The sequence below is a fragment of the Burkholderia sp. AU30280 genome (assembly GCF_020420125.1).
GTDB lineage: Bacteria > Pseudomonadota > Gammaproteobacteria > Burkholderiales > Burkholderiaceae > Burkholderia.
Genome location: NZ_JAIZRY010000006.1, coordinates 159,353 through 176,870 on the forward strand (window position 1 = coordinate 159,353; position 17,518 = coordinate 176,870).

The following is a 17,518-nucleotide window of genomic DNA, read 5'->3' on the forward strand; positions in this document are numbered from 1 at the left end:
CCGCCGGCGCTGCGGATCGCCGGCGGCCCGTCACGACATTCCGCGCGGAGACACCGCATGCCACGCATCCGATGGGCCATGATCCTCATGTGCTTCCTGGCCAACGTCATCAACTTCATCGACCGCGCGAACCTTGCGATCGCGGCGCCCAGCATCCGCGCCGACCTCGGCCTCGACGCGGTCGGCATGGGGCTCGTGCTGAGCGCGTTCTTCTGGACCTACGCGTTCCTGCAACTGCCGGCAGGCTGGTTCATCGACAAGGTCGGCGTGCGCGTGAGCCTCGCGCTGGCCGTGGGCTGGTGGTCGGTGTTCACTGTCGCGACGGGCGCCGCGCGCGGCCTCGCGCAACTCGTCGGCGTGCGGCTGATGCTCGGCGTCGGCGAAGCCGCGGCGATCCCGTCGTTCGCGAAGGTTGCGTTCAACTGGTTCCCGCGCGGCGAACGCGGGCTCGCGAGCAGCATTTTCGACAGCGGTTCGCGCGTCGGCTCGGCGCTGTCGCTGCCGCTCGTCGCATGGCTGATCTCGATCGTCGGCTGGCGCGGGTCGTTCGCGATCACCGGCGGCATCGGCATCGTGTGGGCACTGGCGTGGTGGTTCATCTATCGCGACCCTGAACGCTATCGCGCGGTCGCGCCCGATGCCGTCGATGCACTTCTGGCGCAGCGCGGCGCGCCAACCGTTGCGGCCGCAACCGACGGACCGAAGGTATCGTGGCTCGACCTGTTCCGCTACCGCACCGTGTGGGGCATGATGATCGGCCTGTTCTGCCTGAACTTCGCGATCTACTTCTTCATCACGTGGTTCCCGAGCTACCTGCTGCAGTCGCGCGGCTTCTCGCTCGCGTCGCTCGGTACCTGGGGCATGCTGCCGGCGCTGCTCGCGATTCCGGGCGGCTGGCTCGGCGGCTATGTGTCGGACAGCCTGTTCCGCCGCGGCTGGAGCGCGACTGCCGCGCGCAAGACCTGCCTCGTGCTCGGCATGCTGCTGTCTTCGTCGATCGCATTGTCGGCCTTCGTCGAGAACGTGTGGGCCTGCCTCGGCCTGTTCGCCCTCGCGTACGCAAGCCTGTCGTTCGCCGGCGCCAATGTGTGGACGCTCGTCGGCGAAGTCGCGCCGACGCCGGCGCATGTCGCATCGCTCGGCGGCATCCAGAATTTCGCGGGCAATCTCGCGGGGATCTTCATCACGACGTTCACGGGCGTGATGCTGTCGATCACGAAGGGCTCGTTCGTCGTGCCACTCGCGGTGGCCGGTGCGTTGTGCGTGGTCGGCGCGCTGTCGTACCTGTTCATCGTCGGCAAGGTCGAGCCGTTGCCGCCGCTGCGCGGCGGTGCGAACCCGCAGAACGTCGAGCCGAACGCGGCCTGACGCGGCAGGAAAGCGCGGCCGACGGGCCCGCACTTTCCTTTTCGGGCCGCGCATCGGACAATGAGCCGCGCCCGCCGGCGCGGCGCCACTCCGGCCCGCGCGTGGCGACGGCGCGCTCTGCCCTCGCCGATGAAACGCTACGAAACCCTCGCCCACACGATCGCCGACGATATCCGCAACGGCAACCTCGCCGTCGGCACGCGCCTGCCGTCGCTGCGGCAGATCATCGCGCAGCACGGCGTGAGCCAGTCGACGGTGTTTCGCGCGTACTACCTGCTCGAACAGTGGGGGCTGATCCGCGCACGCGAACGCTCGGGCTACTACGTCGCGCCGGGCGCCACGCCGGCAGCGAGCCCCGCCGCCAAGCGCCGAGCCAGCCGTGCCGGCGCCACGCGCAAGGTCGACATCAGCAGCCTCGTGTTCTCCGTCCTCGACGCGGCCACGCAACCCGGCATCGTGCCGCTCGGCTCCGCCTTCCCGTCGCCGCAACTGTTTCCGCTGCCGCGCCTCGCGAAATCGCTCGCGCAGGCCACGCGGCTCGTCAGCCCGTGGAGCACGGTCGTCGACCTGCCGCCCGGCAACGAGGCGCTGCGCCAGCAGATCGCACGGCGCTATCTCGCGACAGGCATCTCGCAACCCATCGACGAGATCGTCGTCACGAACGGTGCGCTCGAAGCGCTAAATCTGTGCCTGATGGCCGTCACGCGGCCCGGCGACGTCGTGGCCGTCGAAGCGCCCGGTTTCTATGCGGCGCTGCAGGCAATCGAGCGCCTCGACCTGCGCGCGGTCGAGATTCCCGTCGATCCGCACACGGGCCTCGATCTCGATGCGCTCGCGAACGCGCTCGACCGGCACGACATCCGCGCGTGCTGGTTCATGACCAACTTTCAGAATCCGACCGGCGTCACGCTGTCCGCCGAGAAAAAGCGCGCGCTCGTCGAGTTGCTCGCCGCGCGCGACGTGCCGCTGATCGAGGACGACGTATACGGCGAGCTGCACTTCGGCCCCGACTATCCGCTGCCCGCGCGTGCGTTCGATCGACACGGCCTCGTGATGCACTGCAGTTCGTTCTCGAAGACGCTCGCGCCCGGCTACCGGATCGGCTGGGCCGCCGCCGGCCGGTTCGCGGAGAAGGTGCAGCGGCTGAAGCTGATGACGACGCTGTCGGCCAGCATTCCCGCGCAGGCCGGCATCGCGAACTATCTCGAGCATGGCGGCTACGATCGGCACCTGCGCAAGCTGCGCGGCGCGCTGCACGCGCAGCTCGACCGGATGGACGACGCGCTGCGGCGCTGGCTGCCGGCCGGCGTCGAATGGGTGCGGCCCGAAGGCGGCTATTTTCTATGGCTCGCGTTTCCCGACGCGATCGACGCGATGGAACTGCATCGCCAGGCGATCGCACGCGGGATCAGCTTCGCGCCGGGGCCGCTGTTTTCGGCCGCACACGGTTTCGAGCGTTGCGTTCGCGTGAACTTCGGCCACCCGTGGAGCCGCGACATCGAGCGCGCGATCCGTGTGCTCGGCGAGCTCGTCGCGCAGCCGTCGGTCCGCAAGGGCGCTTGAGTCTCACGCGGTGCACCCTGCCTGCGTCACGGTGCTGCACGCGACCCGCACGCGGGTTACAGTGCCGATCCCGCCGCTCCTCACGATTGCCCATGAGTCAACTGCCCTACCTCGATCACGACGCGCTGTTGAAACTGGCCGCTGAAGCCGCGCACGTCACGCGGCCGTGCGCCTGCACGAGAACGCCGCTCGCCGGATGGACGACCCTGCCGCTGTCGCTGCAGGACGCGCAACTGACCGAAGTCGCCACGCTCGCGCCGCCGGGCGAGACGGAGCCGACCCACGCCGAACATCACCCGGCCGGCACGCGCTACGCGTCGGACGACGCGCCGATCGCACTGCGCCATTTCCCGTACAACCGCTGCACCGTCAACCGCTGCCGCTCGTGCGGCCGCCTGTTCCTGCGCTACCAGGAAGGCGGCGGCTACTTCATCGACCAGCGCATCCGCGCGCTCGATCCGGCGCTCGTCGTCGACGCCGCCGCCTGAACACCCGCCACGGGCACGCACGCATGCCCGGCCCGCGCCGGCGTCGCGCCGGCCATCTGCTGCGCCCTTTTCGTCCCCATCTGCTGCTTGTCCCGCCTCGCCGCGTTCCCTACGCTGTCTGCGGTTGCCCGACATCCGTCGCAACCTCTCTCCCGAGCCACGCGCTTCGCGTCGCGGCTCCTCTCGCGTATCACGTCATGTATCGATATACCGTTTTCGACCGGGCGCTCGTGCACAGCCGCGCCGCCCAGTTTCGCGACCAGCTCGAACGCTGGCAGCAGGGCACGCTGAGCGAAGAGGCGTTCCGGCCGCTGCGCCTGCAGAACGGCTGGTACGTGCAGCGCCACGCGCCGATGCTGCGCGTGGCCGTCCCGTACGGCGAACTGTCGAGCGCGCAGCTGCGCGTGCTCGCGCGGATCGCGCGCGACTACGACGTGCCGGACGACGCCACTTACCGCGCCGCATCCGACGCGCAGGCCTTGCTCGGCACGCTGCGCCTGCCGACCCGCAGCGCGCACTTCACGACCCGCACCAACGTGCAGTTCAACTGGATTCCGCTTGACAAGGCCGCCGATGTGATGGACCTGCTCGCGACCGTCGACATGCACGGCATCCAGACGAGCGGCAACTGCATCCGCAATATCTCGTGCGACGAGCGCGCCGGCGTCGCACCGGACGAGATCGCCGATCCGCGCCCGTTCGCCGAGGTGATGCGCCAGTGGACGACGCTGCACCCCGAGTTCGCGTTCCTGCCGCGCAAGTTCAAGATCGCGATCACCTGCGCAACCGAAGACCGCGCAGCCACCGACTGGCACGATGTCGGGCTGAAGCTCGTGCGCGACGACGCGGGCGAACTCGGCTTTCGTGTGAGCGTCGGCGGCGGGATGGGCCGCACGCCGATGATCGCGACGCTGCTGCGCGCGTTCCTGCCGTGGCAGCACGTGATGAACTACATCGAGGCGATCGTCCGCGTGTACAACCGCTATGGACGGCGCGACAACAAGTACAAGGCGCGCATCAAGATCCTCGTGAAGACGGAGGGGCAGCGCTACATCGACGAGGTCGAGGAGGAGTTTCGCCAGATCGTCGATCACGACGGCGGACTGCACACGATTGCGCAGGTCGAGTTCGACCGCGTCGCCGCCTCGTTCGTCCCGCCGCGGCTCAGACCGCGCACGGTCAGCCTGCGCGACGCGAACCTGCGCATGTCCGCCCAGGCGGCGCGCCACCCGGCCTTCGCGCGCTGGCTCACGCGCAATGTGGCCGACCACCGCGATCCGGCGCTTCGCATCGTCACGCTGTCGTTCAAGCGCCGCCTGCAGGCGCCGGGCGACGCATCGCCGGACCAGCTCGATGCACTCGCCGATCTCGCCGACCGTTTCTCGGCCGGCGAGGCTCGCGTCACGCACACGCAGAACGTCGTGCTGCCGTGGGTGCATGTCGACGACCTGTTCCTGCTGTGGGAAAACGCGCGCGCGATCGGGCTCGCCAGCGCGAACGTCGGACTCCTGACGGACATGATCGCGTGCCCGGGCGGTGACTTCTGCGCGCTCGCGAATGCACGCTCGATCCCGATCGCCGATGCGATCGCCGAGCGCTTCCAGGATCTCGACATGCTGCACGACGTCGGCGACATCGACCTGCACATCAGCGGCTGCATCAACTCGTGCGGCCATCACCACAGCGGCCACCTCGGCATCCTCGGCGTCGACAAGGACGGCGCCGAGTGGTACCAGGTCACGCTCGGCGGCTCGGACGGCTCGAGCGCGAGCGGTCCCGCGCGGCCGGGCAAGGTGATCGGCCCGTCGTTTTCGGCGGACGAGATCGTCGATGTCGTCGATGCGATCGTCAACGCGTATCTCGACGCGCGAAACGACGACGACGGTCGCAGCGAACGATTCATCGACACCGTCCGCCGCATCGGCACGGAACCCTTCAAGGCCGCCGCGAACGCTGCGCGCCATCAGGAGGAGCACGCATGAAGCAGGCGCACCCTACCGCACGTATCCGGCTGTTGACGCCGGCCGAACACGCCGGCGACACGCCGCGGCACGACGACGCGACGCTGACGATCGGCAACGACGAGGAACTGCCGCCGCTCGCCGAACACATCGCGCGGGCTGCGCGCATCGACCTGGCATTTCCGTCGTTCACCGACGGTCGCGCGTACAGCCAGGCGTACCTGCTGCGCAAGCGCTACGGTTTCGCCGGCGACCTGCGCGCGACCGGCGATGTGCTGGTCGACCAGTTGCTGCTGATGGAACGCACGGGGTTTTCGAGCGCGGTGCTCGTCGACGGCACGGACATCGCGGCCGCGCGGCGCCAGCTCGACCGGTTTCCGGGCTTCTACCAGCACGATGCGCGAGGGGCGACGCCGCAGCAGAACGCGGCAACGCCAGCCGGAAAATGAAACGGGCGGCCCGCAGGCCGCCCGTACGATGAACCGGAAGCTACCGGCCGGCGTTCAGCGCGCCGCGACCGGCTTGCCGAACGCGCCGAGGATCTTCTTCTCGAGCGCGATATAGTCGCGGCCGAAGTGGTGATCGCCCTGCGTCTTGATCACGTCGGCGCCCGTGTTCACGAGCGCCGGACACATCGTGTCCTTCTCTTCCGCGCCATAGAAGCACTGCACGAGTTGCGGCGGCACCTTCGCGATTTCCGGCGCGACCTTCAGCGCCTTGTCGCTCGCGGGCATGCCGAGCCAGCCCGTCACGCGGATCTGGAAATCGGCGGCCGGCGCGAAGCCGAGCAGCGACATCACGGCGACCTTGTCGCGCAGGTCGGCCGGCAGCCGGTTGTACGCGAACGGCATCACGTCGGCGCCGAACGAATAGCCGACCAGCGCCACGCGGTTCGCATGCCAGCGCGCCATGTAGGTGCGCATCACGCGCGCGAGATCGCGGCTCACCTGCGCCGGCGGCTTCTCGCTCCAGAAATAGCGCAGGCTGTCGATGCCGACCACCGACACGCCGTCGCGCTGCAGCGCCTCGGCGATCGTCTTGTCGAGATCGCGCCAGCCGCCGTCACCCGAGATCACGATCGCGAGCTGGCCGTTGCCCCCCTTGGCCGGCAGTTCGACGAGCGGCAGGTCCGACACGTCGAGTTCGTCGCCGCTGCCGGTGTCCCGCAGATGCGACGTGACGAGCGACACGAGCTTCGCGGAATCGCCCGAGGCCGCCGTTTCGACGAAGCCCGGCATCGCGCGGCGCACGATCGTCGGATCGGGCGGGCACGGCTTGAAGCGCGGATCGAGCTTGGCAGCCGGATCGACCGATACGACACCGGCGATCGTGTTCTCCGGCGCCATCGACAGGATCTGCTTCGCGATCGCGCCGCCCTGACCCACGCCCGCGACGATCGGCGTGAAATAGCGCGACGATTGCGCAAGGCGTTCGAGCTGGTGGCTGACCGCTTCGGCGTCGCCGTCGAGGTGGTGGCAGGTCTCCGGCTTCGCGGCGAGATTCATCGCATAACGCTCCGAATCGACGCCGACCGTCATCGCACCGGCCTTCGCGAGCGCATCGGCGGCCTGCTGGTCGGCCGCATTCCAGCCGGCCTCGCGCGAGAACAGCACGACGAAGCCGCGCAACGGCCCGCTGGGTTTGGTCACGGTCACGGGCCCGTAGCGGCCGCCCGACACGGTTTCGGCCTTCACGGCGGCCGGTTGCGTGGCGCACGCGGCGCCGGCCAGCATCATTGCAGCGCAGGCGGCTGCCGCCCGCGCGATTCCCTTCTTCAACATCATGAACGCCGACCTCCCGCCAGCAATGACAGATCCGCCAGCGTGACAAACACGCCGACCGTGCCCGAGGCCGCGAGGTAACGCGGCTCCCAGTGCGGTTCGAACTTGCTCTTGAATGCGCGCAAGCCGCGGAAATTGTAGAAGCGGCCGCCGAAGCGCCAGACCATCAGGCCGATCCGGTGCAACGGCGACGGCATCTTCGCCGCCCCCATCCCCGAGAACGGCGCGATACCCAGGCTCAGCTTGCGGAAGCCCGCTTCCTTCAGATGCAGCGCGAGCTGCGTAAACAGATATTCCATCGCGTACGGCGACGCCTCCGGCAGATGGCGCATCACGCCGACCGTCGCCTCGGTGTTGAGGTCGGTCGTCATGAACGTGACGAACGCGATCGGCTTGTCGGCCTGCCGCACGAGCATCACCGACTGCGTCGCCAGATAGCCGTCGTGGAACGCGGCGACCGAGAAGCTCTTCTCGCGCGCGTCGCGGCTGTCGAGCCAGCCGTCCGAGATGTCGCGCAGCGCCGGCAGCGCGGCCGGCACGTCGCTCGGCGCAATCACCTCGACCGTCAACGCGTCCTTGTCGCCGCGGCGCAGCGCGTAGCGCAGGTGCGAGCGGTTCGAACCTTTCAGGTCGAACTGGTCGAGCGCGATATGCGCTTCCTCGCCGAGCTTCATCAGCGTGAGCCCCGCATCGAGATACAGCGGCAGCGCGTTCGCGCGCACCTGGTAGAACGCCGCCCGGCCGCTATGCGCGTGTGCGAGCGCGATGAACTTGCTGATCAATGCCGGCCATTCCTCGCGCGGCCCGACCGGGTCGTGCAGCGCGGCCCACGTGCGGCCGTTCTTCGCATACATCAGGAACGCCCGGCGGGACTCCGAGAACAGGAACGACTTGTCGCCCATCAGCGCGAGGCCCGCATCGCTGCATTCCTGCGCGCGGATGATCCGTTCGGCATCCGACAGGTCCTGCTCCGCGGGCTTCACGAACCGGCCCGGCGCCGGGCGCAGCAATTGCCACAGCGCGAACAGCGCGACGAACACGCCGGCCGCGAGCGTTGCGCGCAGCGCACGCGGCGCACGCGCGTCGAACGAGAAATGCGACCACAGCTCGCGTGTGTACGGCACGTCGCGGAACGCGAAGAACAGCACCCATACGGCCAGCATCAGCACCATCGCCACCGACACGAACCAGCTCACCGTGAAGCGCTCGGCCAGCAGCGACGAATGGCGATTGAAGCGGCGACGGCTGACCAGCAGCAGCACCAGCAGCGTGCCGAGCACGCCGGCCTCGACGAACGCGAGGCCCTTCGCCAGCGACAGCGCGAGGCTCGCGAGCGTCAGCGCGAAGGTCATCCACCATGCGCCGTCGAGGCGGCGCAGCAGCCCGCGCGCGACGAACAGCAATGCGACGCCGAGCACGCTGCAGATCACCTGCGAGCCTTCGAGCACCCACAGCGGCACGAGGTGGCGCAGGATCGCGATCCGGTGCCAGAACGCGGGCGTCGCGCTCGAGATCACCAGCATCCCGCCGACCGCGAACGTCACGAGGCTCAGGAACACCGGTGCGAGCTGCGACACGCGCACGGCCTGCCGCGTCACGAGCCGGCGCCGCAGCGCGCGGCCTTCGAAACCGGCCAGCAGGCCGGCCGACAGCACGAGCGGCACGCCGAAGTAGATCGCGCGATACGCGATCAGCGCGGCGACCATCGCGTGCGGCGGCACTTCGCGACCGAGCGTGAAGACCATCGCCGCTTCGAACACGCCGATCCCGCCCGGCGTATGGCCGATCATCCCGAGCAGCAACGCCGCGGCGTAAACGGTAATGAAGGTCGGGAAGCCGACCGGCGCGGCCGGCAGCAACACCCACAGCGTCAGGCCCGCCGCGACGACGTCGAGTACCGCATACACGACCTGCGCGACGAGATCGCGTCGCGCCGGCACGTCGAACGACAGCCACTTGAAGCGCGTGACGACCGGGCGTGCGGCGTTGCCGCACATCACGACCATCGCGGCCAGCACCACCAGCAGCGCCGCGCCGGTCCACGTCAGCACGCCGGGCGCGACGTGCAGCATCGCGGCGAGCGCTTCCGGCACGCAGACCATGCCGACCGCCGTCATCAACACCATCGCGAGCGCCAGCGTGCCGCTCGTGAACACCGTCATCCGGCCGATCTGCGCGGGCGTGACGCCCGACACGCCGTACACGCGTGCACGCACCGCGCCGCCCGTCAGCGCGCCGAAACCGGTCGCGTTACCGAGCGCGGACCCGGCGATCGCGCCGATCCACAACGCGACGCGCGGCACCTTCGCGGCGACGTAGCGCAGGCCGACCGCGTCGCGAGCGACGAGCGCGAGATAGCTGAGGGCCGTCGCGGCCAGCGACGCGCCCCACTCGCCGGCGGACATGTGGCGCAGCTGGCGGATCACCGACCGGTAGTCGACGGATTCCGACAGGTGCTGGAAAACCACGATCAGCAGCAGGCCGATGCCGAGCGCGAGCAGCGGCGACAGCACACGCTCGTTGCGGATCAGCGCCCGGAAACGGGCGATCACCGCCGCGGCGCGGCCGGGCGAACCAGAGTGGCGGGAAGACATAGGTTGTTCAGTGGTGGTGCATAGCGTGTCGCGGCGCAAGACGGCCAGGCGGCGACGTATCTGGTTGTTCTGCTTGGGCGGCCGGCCGACGGAAATGGTTGGCGGCGCCTGGATCAGAACTTACGAGTATACGGAATTTATATTACAGAATCTTTCAAGTCCGGATTGTGCGGATTTGTGGTGCCGCGTGCGTAAATATCGCATCAAAAATTGTGCGTCCGATCAACGCAAGGTGCGCATCATACCGGGAACCGGAGGGGTTTTTTCATCGGATGAATGGCCGGTAGCGGAATTGGGAGAAATTCTCCCGGTCGGGCTGCGTGGACGAGCACGGATTCACGGGCCAGTTCACCACTTTGGAAATGGGGACGGGTTGATCCGTGTGACGGGCGCCTACCGTCTCCCGACCCGGGAACACACCGGTCCATTACTCCGCCCGCTCATGCTCCCCCAACCCGATCGCCTTGTAGTCGTAGGTCGGATAGAACTCCGTCCGATACGCGCCCCACGCCGTATCCTCGAGCACCCGATTGACCTCGCGCAGCCGCGACGCCGGCAACCGCAGCACGACGATCTGCCCGATCCCCATCGTCACGGTCCAGCTCACCACCTCCACGCCCGGCGGCGGAAACGCCTTGTAGAACCCCTGTTTCGCGAGCTGCGCATTCAGCTCGGCAAGCGGGCGCGACTGGTCGTGTTTCAGGAATACCGTGAGCAGTACCGCGTTGTCGGGCGTCGCGGCAGCCGATCCGGCCGGCACGGTCGACGTCTGGCCGATGGCCGGTGCGCCACCGATCGCGGCGCCGGCCAGCACTGCAGCGATTGCAAGGGGTCGAATCGGGAAATACGGGAATGCCGTCATGACGCGACTCCATGGCTTCGTGGGTGGAGCCGCCATCATGCGCCGACGGCCGCATCGCTGCAGCCGTCCGGCCGATGCGGCTACGCGCCGTCCACGCCGTTGCGTTCGCGCAGCACGTCGATGAACGCACGCAGCTTGGCCGGCACGTGCTTGCGATTGACGTAGTACAGCCACATCGGGGGCAGCGTGCGGCATGCGCCGGGCAGCACCTCGACGAGCGTACCGGCGCGCAAGTCCTGCTCGATCCGCTCGCGCATGAACGCGAACGCGATGCCGACACCCTCGCGCGCCGCATCGATCACCGCGTCGGCGTCGTTCGTCACGAACACGCCGTCCGGATCGAGGTCGACATCGCGCTGCCCGTCGCGCAACAGCCATTTGTGCAGGCGTCCGCTCTCCGAGAACCGGAAGCGGATGCACGCATGCCGCTCGAGCCCGGCAATCGACGCCGGCGCGCCATGCCGCGCCAGATAACCGGGCGACGCAACCAGCGCACACGTCAACGCCGGCGCGATCCGCACGCCGATCATGCCCGGCTGCAACCGGTCGGCCAAGCGAATCCCCGCATCGAACCCGTCCTTCGCGATATCGACCAGTTCGTTCTCGTAGCGGATCTCGAGCCGGACTTTCGGGTAGCGTTCGCGGAACGTGGCGAGCACCGGCGCGATCACGAGCGTACGCGCGAGCGGCAGCGCGGTCACGCGCAACACCCCGTTCGGCTCGCTGCGTGCATCCTTCAGCTCGTCGCGAGCCTGCATGACCTGCCGGTACGCAGGCTCCGTCTGCCGCCAGTAGCGCTGGCCGGCTTCCGTCAGGCTCACGCCGCGCGTGCTGCGATTGAACAGCTTCACGTTCAGCTCGCCCTCGAGTTGCCCGATCGCGAGGCTGACGGCCGCCGGCGTCAGGCCCAGTGCGGCGGCGGCACGCGTGAAGTTGCCGGCCGTCGCGACGGTCATGAACACGTGCAGCCCGGCCATCGGATCGCGTCTGCTCATCATTAAAAAAACTTGAAACGCCTTCGAGCGGAATGCGAATTCTCGCATATACCGCAACTGCCTACACTAGCCCTGTCGTCCCATCGGAGCCTCGCATGAACCCGCTCACCGCCGCGCTGCCGCTCGTGGCCGCCCGCCGCACGATCGACGCGGCACTGGCGCATGCCGCATCGCTGCAGGTCGCTGGCATCGCCATCGCCGTCGTCGATGCCGGCGCGAACCTGCTCGCGTTCGCGCGCACCGACGACTGCTTGCTCGGCGCGATCGATCTCGCGCAACGCAAGGCGCTGACGGCGGTCCGCTTCCGCGCATCGACCGGCGCGCTGGGTGCGATGTCGGGCGACGGTCCGCTGCGCGGCATCGAACACAGCCACGGCGGGCTCGTCACGTTCGGCGGCGGCGAACCGCTCGTCGACAGCGACGGGCGCTGCGTCGGCGCGATCGGCATCTCGGGCGGCAGCGTCGACGAAGACACCGCGATCGCGCAGCACTGCCGCGACCGCTTTCCGGCAACGTTCCACTCCACAAGGTAAGCACATGGCACCGAAACGCATCCTCATCACCGGCGCGGGCACCGGCTTCGGCCGCGAAGTCGCGCTGCGCCTCGCCGAACGCGGTCACGACGTGACGGCCGGCGTGCGCGTCACCGCCGGAATCGACGCACTGGCGGACGTCGCCACGCAGCGCGGCACCGCGCTGCGCGCGATCAAGCTCGACGTCACGTCGCCTCACGATCGCGCCCGCGCGGCCGAGCTCGACGTCGACGTGCTCGTGAACAACGCGGGCGTCGGCGAAGCCGGCGCACTGGTGGACCTGCCGGTCGAGATCGTCCGCGAACTGTTCGACGTGAACGTGTTCGGGCCGCTCGAACTCACGCAGCAGATCGCGCGCGGCATGCTTGCGCGCCGGCACGGCAAGATCGTGTTCGTATCGTCGATCGCGGGCCTGATCACGGGGCCGTTCACGGGCGCCTATTGCGCGTCGAAGCACGCGGTCGAATCGGTGGCCGAGGCGATGCACGCGGAACTCGCGCCGCACGGGATCAAGGTCGCGGTCGTGAACCCCGGCCCGTACAGCACGGGCTTCAACGACCGGATGATGGAAACGACGCGACGCTGGCGCGACCCGGCCGTGCATACCGTGACGCCCGAGCGGCTGACGTTCCCGCTCGAACAGCACGACCCTGAGGAAATGATCGCGAAGATGGTCGACGTGATCGACAGCGACGGCGGCGCGTTCCGCAACCTGCTGCCGGCATCGTCGGAAGCGTTCGTGCGCGCCGAACAGGCGCGCGCGTGGGAGCGGCAGCAATAAACCGCCGGCCGAGCGGCGCACGGCACGCCGCCGTTCCGTGCGTTCAGTACACGTCCCGCATGTAGCGCCGTGCCTTCGAAAGCCGCGCGACGTAGTCGTTCGCGGCTTCGTCCGACATGCCGCCGTGCTCGGCGACCACCGCCTTCAGCGCCGTGTCGACGTCCTTCGCCATCCGCGCGGCATCGCCGCACACGTAGAAGTGCGCGCCTTCCTCCAGCCACGCGAACAGCTCGGCGCCCTGCTCGCGCATCCGGTCCTGCACGTAGATCTTGTCGGCCTGGTCGCGCGAGAACGCCAGGTCGAGCCGTGTCAAGAAGCCGCTGTCGCGCATCGCGCCCAGTTCGTCGCCGTAGTAGAAGTCGGTCTGCGCGTGCTGCTCGCCGAAGAACAGCCAGTTGCGCCCGCGCGCGCCACGTGCCCGCCGCTCGTGCAGGAAGCCGCGGAACGGCGCGACGCCGGTCCCGGGGCCGACCATCACGATCGGCACGTCGCCGTTCACCGGCGGCCGGAAATGCGCGGACTTCTGCACGAATACGGGTACGCGGCCGTCATCCGCGCGATCGGCGAGGAACGTCGACGCGACGCCTTTGCGCGCACGGCGGCCGTTGTGATAACGCACGGCCGACACGGTCAGGTGGATCTCGCCCTGGTGCGCGCTCGGGCTCGACGCGATCGAATAGAGGCGCGGCTGCATGCGCTTGAGCATCCCGACCAGTTCGGCGCCCGACAGCTCGACCGGGAACTCGTGCAGCACGTCCGCAAGCTGTTGCCCCCACAACCATTGCTTCAGGTCGCGCTTGCGGTCGTCGCCGAGCAGCGACTTCAGCGCGCCGTTCGCGCTGCGCGACGCGATGAAGGCAAGCGTGTCCGGATGCGGGCGCGTGATGTCGAAGTGGCGCGCGAGCGCGTCGCCGAGGCGCATGTCGCCGACGCCCGCCACCGATACGGGCGCATCGGCCTTCAGCGCGGTGACGGACAGCAGTTCGTCGACCAGTTCCGGGCAGTTGGTCGGCCATACGCCAAGTGCGTCGCCGGCTTCGTATTCGAGGTTCGCGCCTTCGGTCGACAGCGACACATAGCGCGTGTCCTTGGCCGCGCCCGGACGGTTGAGCCGCAAGTTCGCGACGAGTCTCGACGGCGCCGGATGCGCCTTCGTCGGCAGCAGCCCCGACGGGCTCGTCCCGCCGGTCGGCACCGCGTGCAGCGCCGCATCGGCCTCCTTGATCCGCGCGACGACGCGTTCGAGCCACTGGTCGGCGTCGCGCTGGAATTCGACGTCGCAATCGACGCGTGCGCAGAGCCGCGCCGCGCCGAGTTCCGCGAGCCGCGCGTCGAGGCGGCGGCCGTGGCCGCAGAACTGGTCGTAGTTGCGATCGCCGAACGCGAGCACCGCGTAGTGCACGCCATCGAAGCGCGCGGCGCTGCCGGCCTGCAGTGCTTCCCAGAATTCGCTGCCGTTGTCGGGCGCATCGCCATCGCCAAACGTGCTCGTCATCAGCAGCACGTATTGCGCACTGGCGAGCGACGCCACCGGATAGTCGGACATGCACGCGGTGCGGATCTCGAAGCCCGCATTCATCAGTTGCGTCGCGTAATCCTCGGTCAACGATTCGATGTTTCCGGTCTGCGATGCCCACAGCAGCACGACCTTCGGCCGCGCGTGCACGATCCGCACGCCTGCGGACGCGCCGGCATCGGCCGGCAGCACAGGCGTCGCTGCCGGCACATTCGCCGGCAGCGAGCGGCTGAACAGCCCGGCCAGCATGCCGTCGAGCCAGACCCGCACCGGCGGCGTGAGCGGCGCGCCGGCCGGCAGGACGGGCACGCCGCCCTCGCGCCGGCCGGGGCTCGCCTTCAGCCCGCTGACGAGGCCGGCCACATACAGCCGTTCGGTGTCCGTCAACGGCGGCGGCGCGAGGTCGGCCACGCCGAGGGCGGCCGCGAAAGTGTCGATGTCTGCCATGTCCGATTCCTGTGAAGCGGTCGCCTGCGCCATCACCGGCGCGGGCCGCGCGTCGGCGGCGCGTGCGCCGGGTTGCGCCGTCTCGTCGGCGGCGGACGCGAACGCATCGGTCTCGACGCGCCGCAGCGCGACCGCGCAGTATTTCAGTTCGGGTTGCTGCGATTCCGGATCGATCGCGTCGTTCGTCACCGCGTTGATGCACAGGTCGTCGCCGTACACGTCGTTCCAGTGCATCGGCGCGAAGCAGTTGCCGCGCCGCACGCGCCCGGTCACGACGGCCGGCAGCACCGCGCGGCCACGCGCCGAGCGGATCTCGACGCTGTCCTTCGCGGCGATGCCGAGCGCGCTCGCATCGTCCGGGTGCAGTTCGACGAACGGGCGCGGGTTGAGCTTGTTCAGCATCGCGACCTTGCCCGTCTTGGTCATCGTGTGCCATTGATGCTGCAGCCGCCCGGTGTTCAGCACGATCGGGAACGTATCGTCGGGCAGCTCGGCCGGATCGACGTGCGGCCGGGCGAAGAAGCGCGCCTTGCCCGACGGTGTCGGGAACGCGACGCGCGGCGCGTCGTTGCCGTCGGCTGAAGGGCGCAGCGTCTGGCTCACGCCGTCGTTCAGGTAGCGGATCGGGTGCCGCTCGCGCGCGGTGCCCGGCGCGACCGGCCACTGCACGGGCCCGTCGCGCAGCGCCGCATGGCTCGCGCCGCGCAGGTCGTAGCCGGTCGCCGGATTCGAGAAACGGACGATCTCGTCGAACACGTCGGCCGCCGACGCGTAGTCGAACGCATCGCCGAAGCCCATCGCGCGCGCGACTTCCGCGACGATGCGCCAGTCGGGCAGCGCGTCGCCCGGCGGCGCGATCGCGGCGCGCATCAGCGTCATGTTGCGCTCGGAGTTGACCATCACGCCGTCGCCCTCGGCCCACAGCGCGCCGGGCAGCAGGATGTCCGCATAGCGGTTGGTCTCGGTGTCGAGGAATGCATCCTGCGCGATCACGAGCTCGGCGGCCTGCAACCCGGCGATCACGTTTCGCCGGTTCGGCACCGTGGCGACCGGGTTCGTGCAGATGATCCAGCATGCCTTGACGTCGCCGGCCGCCATCCGTGAAAACAGGTCGACCGTGCCTTGCCCCGCCTCCTTGCGCAGCGTGCCGGCCGGCACGCGCCACAGGTTCTCGACGAAACGGCGGTCGTCATCGGACAACACCGAACGCTGCCCCGGCAGCCCCGGCCCCATGTAGCCCATCTCGCGCCCGCCCATCGCGTTCGGCTGGCCCGTCAGCGAGAACGGCCCGCTGCCGGGGCGGCAGATGCGGCCGGTGGCAAGATGCAGGTTGCAGATCGCATTGGTGTTCCACACGCCGTGCGTGCTCTGGTTGAGCCCCATCGTCCAGCAGCTCATCCACTCCTGCGCGTCGCCGATCCATTGCGCGGCCGTGCGCAGGTCGGCTTGCGCGAGCCCCGTGATCGCCGCGACGCGCTCGGGCGTGTAGTCGGCGAGGAACGCGGGCATCGCGTCCCAGCCTTCGGTGTACGCATCGATGAACGCCGCATCGGTGCAGCCGTTCGCATGCAGCAGGTGCAGCAGCCCGTTGATCAGCGCGAGATCGGTGCCCGGCCGGATCTGCAGGAACAGGTCGGCCTTGTCGGCCGTGCCGGTGCGGCGCGGATCGACGACGATCAGCTTCGCGCCGGCCTTCACGCGATCCATCATCCGCAGGAACAGGATCGGGTGGCAATCGGTCATGTTCGCGCCGATCACGAAGAACAGGTTCGCGCGATCGAAGTCCTGGTACGACCCGGGCGGGCCGTCCGCGCCGAGCGACTGCTTGTAGCCGGTGCTCGCGCTCGCCATGCAGAGGCGCGAGTTCGACTCGATGTTGTGGGTGCCGACGAAGCCCTTCGCGAGCTTGTTGACGAGGTATTGCGCCTCGATCGACATCTGCCCCGACACGTAGAACGACAGCGCGTCGGGCCCGTGCGCATCGAGCACCGCGCGCAGGCGGCGCGCGGTTTCGGCAATCGCGTCGCGCGCCGGCAGCGGCACCAGGTCGTCCTCGCGCGCCCGGCGCACGAACGCGCGGTCGAGCCGCCCCGAACGGCGCAACGCGACGTGCGCCGATGAGCCCTTCGTGCACAGCCGCCCGAAGTTGGCCGGATGGTCGGCGTCGCCGGACACCTTGACGACTTCGCCTGCCTCGACGTGCAGCACCATCCCGCAGCCGACGCCGCAGTACGGGCACACGCTCTTGACGGGAGTGGCGCTCATGCGTGCTCCGGGGCGCTCAGGCCGCGACCCACACGAAGCCGTCCTCGACCCGCGACGGATACGCGCGCACCGACTGCTCGGGCGCCTCGACGCATTCGCCGGTGCGCAGGTCGAAATGCTGCTTGTACAGCGGCGACGCGACGACGACGCGCTCGCCGAGGCTGCCGATCAGCCCGCGCGACATCACGGCCGCCCGCGACACGGGATCGACGTTGTCGATCGCGAACACGCCGCCTGCTTCGGCATGCGCGACGCGAAACACCGCGACCTGCTCGCCGTTGACGAGTGCACACACGCCGGTGTTCGGCACGATCTCGTCGAGCGGGCACACGCGGGTCCAGGACAGCGGAAGACGATCGTTCAT

Annotated in this window: 13 protein-coding genes; 7 read left to right on the forward strand and 6 right to left on the reverse strand. The window is 69.1% G+C overall.

Annotated elements, in window-relative coordinates; genetic code table 11:
* The first annotated feature begins 57 nt into the window (after positions 1-57).
* From LGN17_RS15855 to LGN17_RS15875, 5 genes are all read left to right on the forward strand, one after another.
* On the forward strand, positions 58-1,368 hold the full coding sequence (locus LGN17_RS15855) for an MFS transporter (protein ID WP_226197634.1): 1,311 nt from the start codon (positions 58-60) through the stop codon (positions 1,366-1,368).
* 129 nt (positions 1,369-1,497) lie between these two features.
* Complete coding sequence (locus tag LGN17_RS15860; protein WP_226197635.1) at positions 1,498-2,931, forward strand: PLP-dependent aminotransferase family protein; 1,434 nt, start codon at positions 1,498-1,500, stop codon at positions 2,929-2,931.
* Positions 2,932-3,023: 92 nt separating this feature from the next.
* Entirely contained in the window at positions 3,024-3,419 is a 396-nt protein-coding gene (locus LGN17_RS15865; RefSeq protein WP_226197636.1) for a hypothetical protein, read from the forward strand.
* A 197-nt stretch (positions 3,420-3,616) separates the two neighbouring features.
* A complete protein-coding gene (locus tag LGN17_RS15870) occupies positions 3,617-5,401 on the forward strand; it encodes a nitrite/sulfite reductase (RefSeq protein ID WP_226197637.1) in 1,785 nt (594 codons plus the stop codon).
* Positions 5,398-5,829: a DUF934 domain-containing protein gene (locus LGN17_RS15875; RefSeq protein ID WP_226197638.1), complete on the forward strand. Its 432-nt coding sequence runs from the start codon at positions 5,398-5,400 to the stop codon at positions 5,827-5,829. The genes LGN17_RS15870 and LGN17_RS15875 overlap by 4 nt, the downstream gene beginning before the upstream one ends.
* A 54-nt stretch (positions 5,830-5,883) precedes the next feature.
* On the opposite strand, the gene LGN17_RS15880 is transcribed toward LGN17_RS15875, so the two are convergent.
* From LGN17_RS15880 to LGN17_RS15895, 4 genes are all read right to left on the reverse strand, one after another.
* Positions 5,884-7,164, reverse strand: coding sequence for a virulence factor family protein (locus LGN17_RS15880; RefSeq protein ID WP_226197639.1), 1,281 nt, complete (start codon positions 7,162-7,164; stop codon positions 5,884-5,886).
* A complete protein-coding gene (gene mprF / locus LGN17_RS15885) occupies positions 7,161-9,755 on the reverse strand; it encodes a bifunctional lysylphosphatidylglycerol flippase/synthetase MprF (RefSeq protein ID WP_226197640.1) in 2,595 nt (864 codons plus the stop codon). The genes LGN17_RS15880 and mprF overlap by 4 nt, the downstream gene beginning before the upstream one ends.
* A 427-nt stretch (positions 9,756-10,182) precedes the next feature.
* Positions 10,183-10,617, reverse strand: a complete 435-nt coding sequence (locus LGN17_RS15890; protein WP_226197641.1) for a hypothetical protein — start codon at positions 10,615-10,617, stop codon at positions 10,183-10,185.
* 80 nt (positions 10,618-10,697) lie between these two features.
* Complete coding sequence (locus LGN17_RS15895; protein ID WP_226197855.1) at positions 10,698-11,612, reverse strand: LysR family transcriptional regulator; 915 nt, start codon at positions 11,610-11,612, stop codon at positions 10,698-10,700.
* Positions 11,613-11,707: 95 nt separating this feature from the next.
* Here LGN17_RS15895 and LGN17_RS15900 point away from each other — a divergent pair, with 95 nt between their 5' ends.
* Together LGN17_RS15900 and LGN17_RS15905 are read left to right on the forward strand one after the other, a co-directional pair.
* On the forward strand, positions 11,708-12,145 hold the full coding sequence (locus LGN17_RS15900) for a GlcG/HbpS family heme-binding protein (protein WP_226197642.1): 438 nt from the start codon (positions 11,708-11,710) through the stop codon (positions 12,143-12,145).
* Positions 12,146-12,149: 4 nt separating this feature from the next.
* Entirely contained in the window at positions 12,150-12,926 is a 777-nt protein-coding gene (locus LGN17_RS15905) for an SDR family oxidoreductase (RefSeq protein WP_226197643.1), read from the forward strand.
* A gap of 43 nt (positions 12,927-12,969) precedes the next feature.
* Here the strand turns inward: LGN17_RS15905 and LGN17_RS15910 are convergent, their stop codons facing one another.
* Positions 12,970-17,154 carry a bifunctional nitrate reductase/sulfite reductase flavoprotein subunit alpha gene (locus LGN17_RS15910; RefSeq protein WP_226197644.1) on the reverse strand — a complete coding sequence of 1,395 codons (4,185 nt, stop codon included), beginning with the start codon at positions 17,152-17,154 and terminating at the stop codon, positions 12,970-12,972.
* Positions 17,155-17,170: 16 nt separating this feature from the next.
* Positions 17,171-17,518 carry a nitrite reductase small subunit NirD gene (gene nirD, locus LGN17_RS15915; protein WP_226197645.1) on the reverse strand — a complete coding sequence of 116 codons (348 nt, stop codon included), beginning with the start codon at positions 17,516-17,518 and terminating at the stop codon, positions 17,171-17,173.

What these genes read in the sequence shown, in the direction of transcription:
- LGN17_RS15860 (WP_226197635.1), top strand. Translation starts at nt 1,498, where the DNA reads ATGAAACGCTACGAAACCCTCGCCCACACGATCGCCGACGATATCCGC.
- LGN17_RS15910 (WP_226197644.1), bottom strand. Translation starts at nt 17,154, where the DNA reads ATGAGCGCCACTCCCGTCAAGAGCGTGTGCCCGTACTGCGGCGTCGGC.
- LGN17_RS15890 (WP_226197641.1), bottom strand. Translation starts at nt 10,617, where the DNA reads ATGACGGCATTCCCGTATTTCCCGATTCGACCCCTTGCAATCGCTGCA.
- LGN17_RS15870 (WP_226197637.1), top strand. Translation starts at nt 3,617, where the DNA reads ATGTATCGATATACCGTTTTCGACCGGGCGCTCGTGCACAGCCGCGCC.
- LGN17_RS15855 (WP_226197634.1), top strand. Translation starts at nt 58, where the DNA reads ATGCCACGCATCCGATGGGCCATGATCCTCATGTGCTTCCTGGCCAAC.
- LGN17_RS15900 (WP_226197642.1), top strand. Translation starts at nt 11,708, where the DNA reads ATGAACCCGCTCACCGCCGCGCTGCCGCTCGTGGCCGCCCGCCGCACG.
- LGN17_RS15865 (WP_226197636.1), top strand. Translation starts at nt 3,024, where the DNA reads ATGAGTCAACTGCCCTACCTCGATCACGACGCGCTGTTGAAACTGGCC.
- LGN17_RS15895 (WP_226197855.1), bottom strand. Translation starts at nt 11,612, where the DNA reads ATGAGCAGACGCGATCCGATGGCCGGGCTGCACGTGTTCATGACCGTC.
- LGN17_RS15875 (WP_226197638.1), top strand. Translation starts at nt 5,398, where the DNA reads ATGAAGCAGGCGCACCCTACCGCACGTATCCGGCTGTTGACGCCGGCC.
- LGN17_RS15905 (WP_226197643.1), top strand. Translation starts at nt 12,150, where the DNA reads ATGGCACCGAAACGCATCCTCATCACCGGCGCGGGCACCGGCTTCGGC.
- nirD (WP_226197645.1), bottom strand. Translation starts at nt 17,518, where the DNA reads ATGAACGATCGTCTTCCGCTGTCCTGGACCCGCGTGTGCCCGCTCGAC.
- mprF (WP_226197640.1), bottom strand. Translation starts at nt 9,755, where the DNA reads ATGTCTTCCCGCCACTCTGGTTCGCCCGGCCGCGCCGCGGCGGTGATC.
- LGN17_RS15880 (WP_226197639.1), bottom strand. Translation starts at nt 7,164, where the DNA reads ATGATGTTGAAGAAGGGAATCGCGCGGGCGGCAGCCGCCTGCGCTGCA.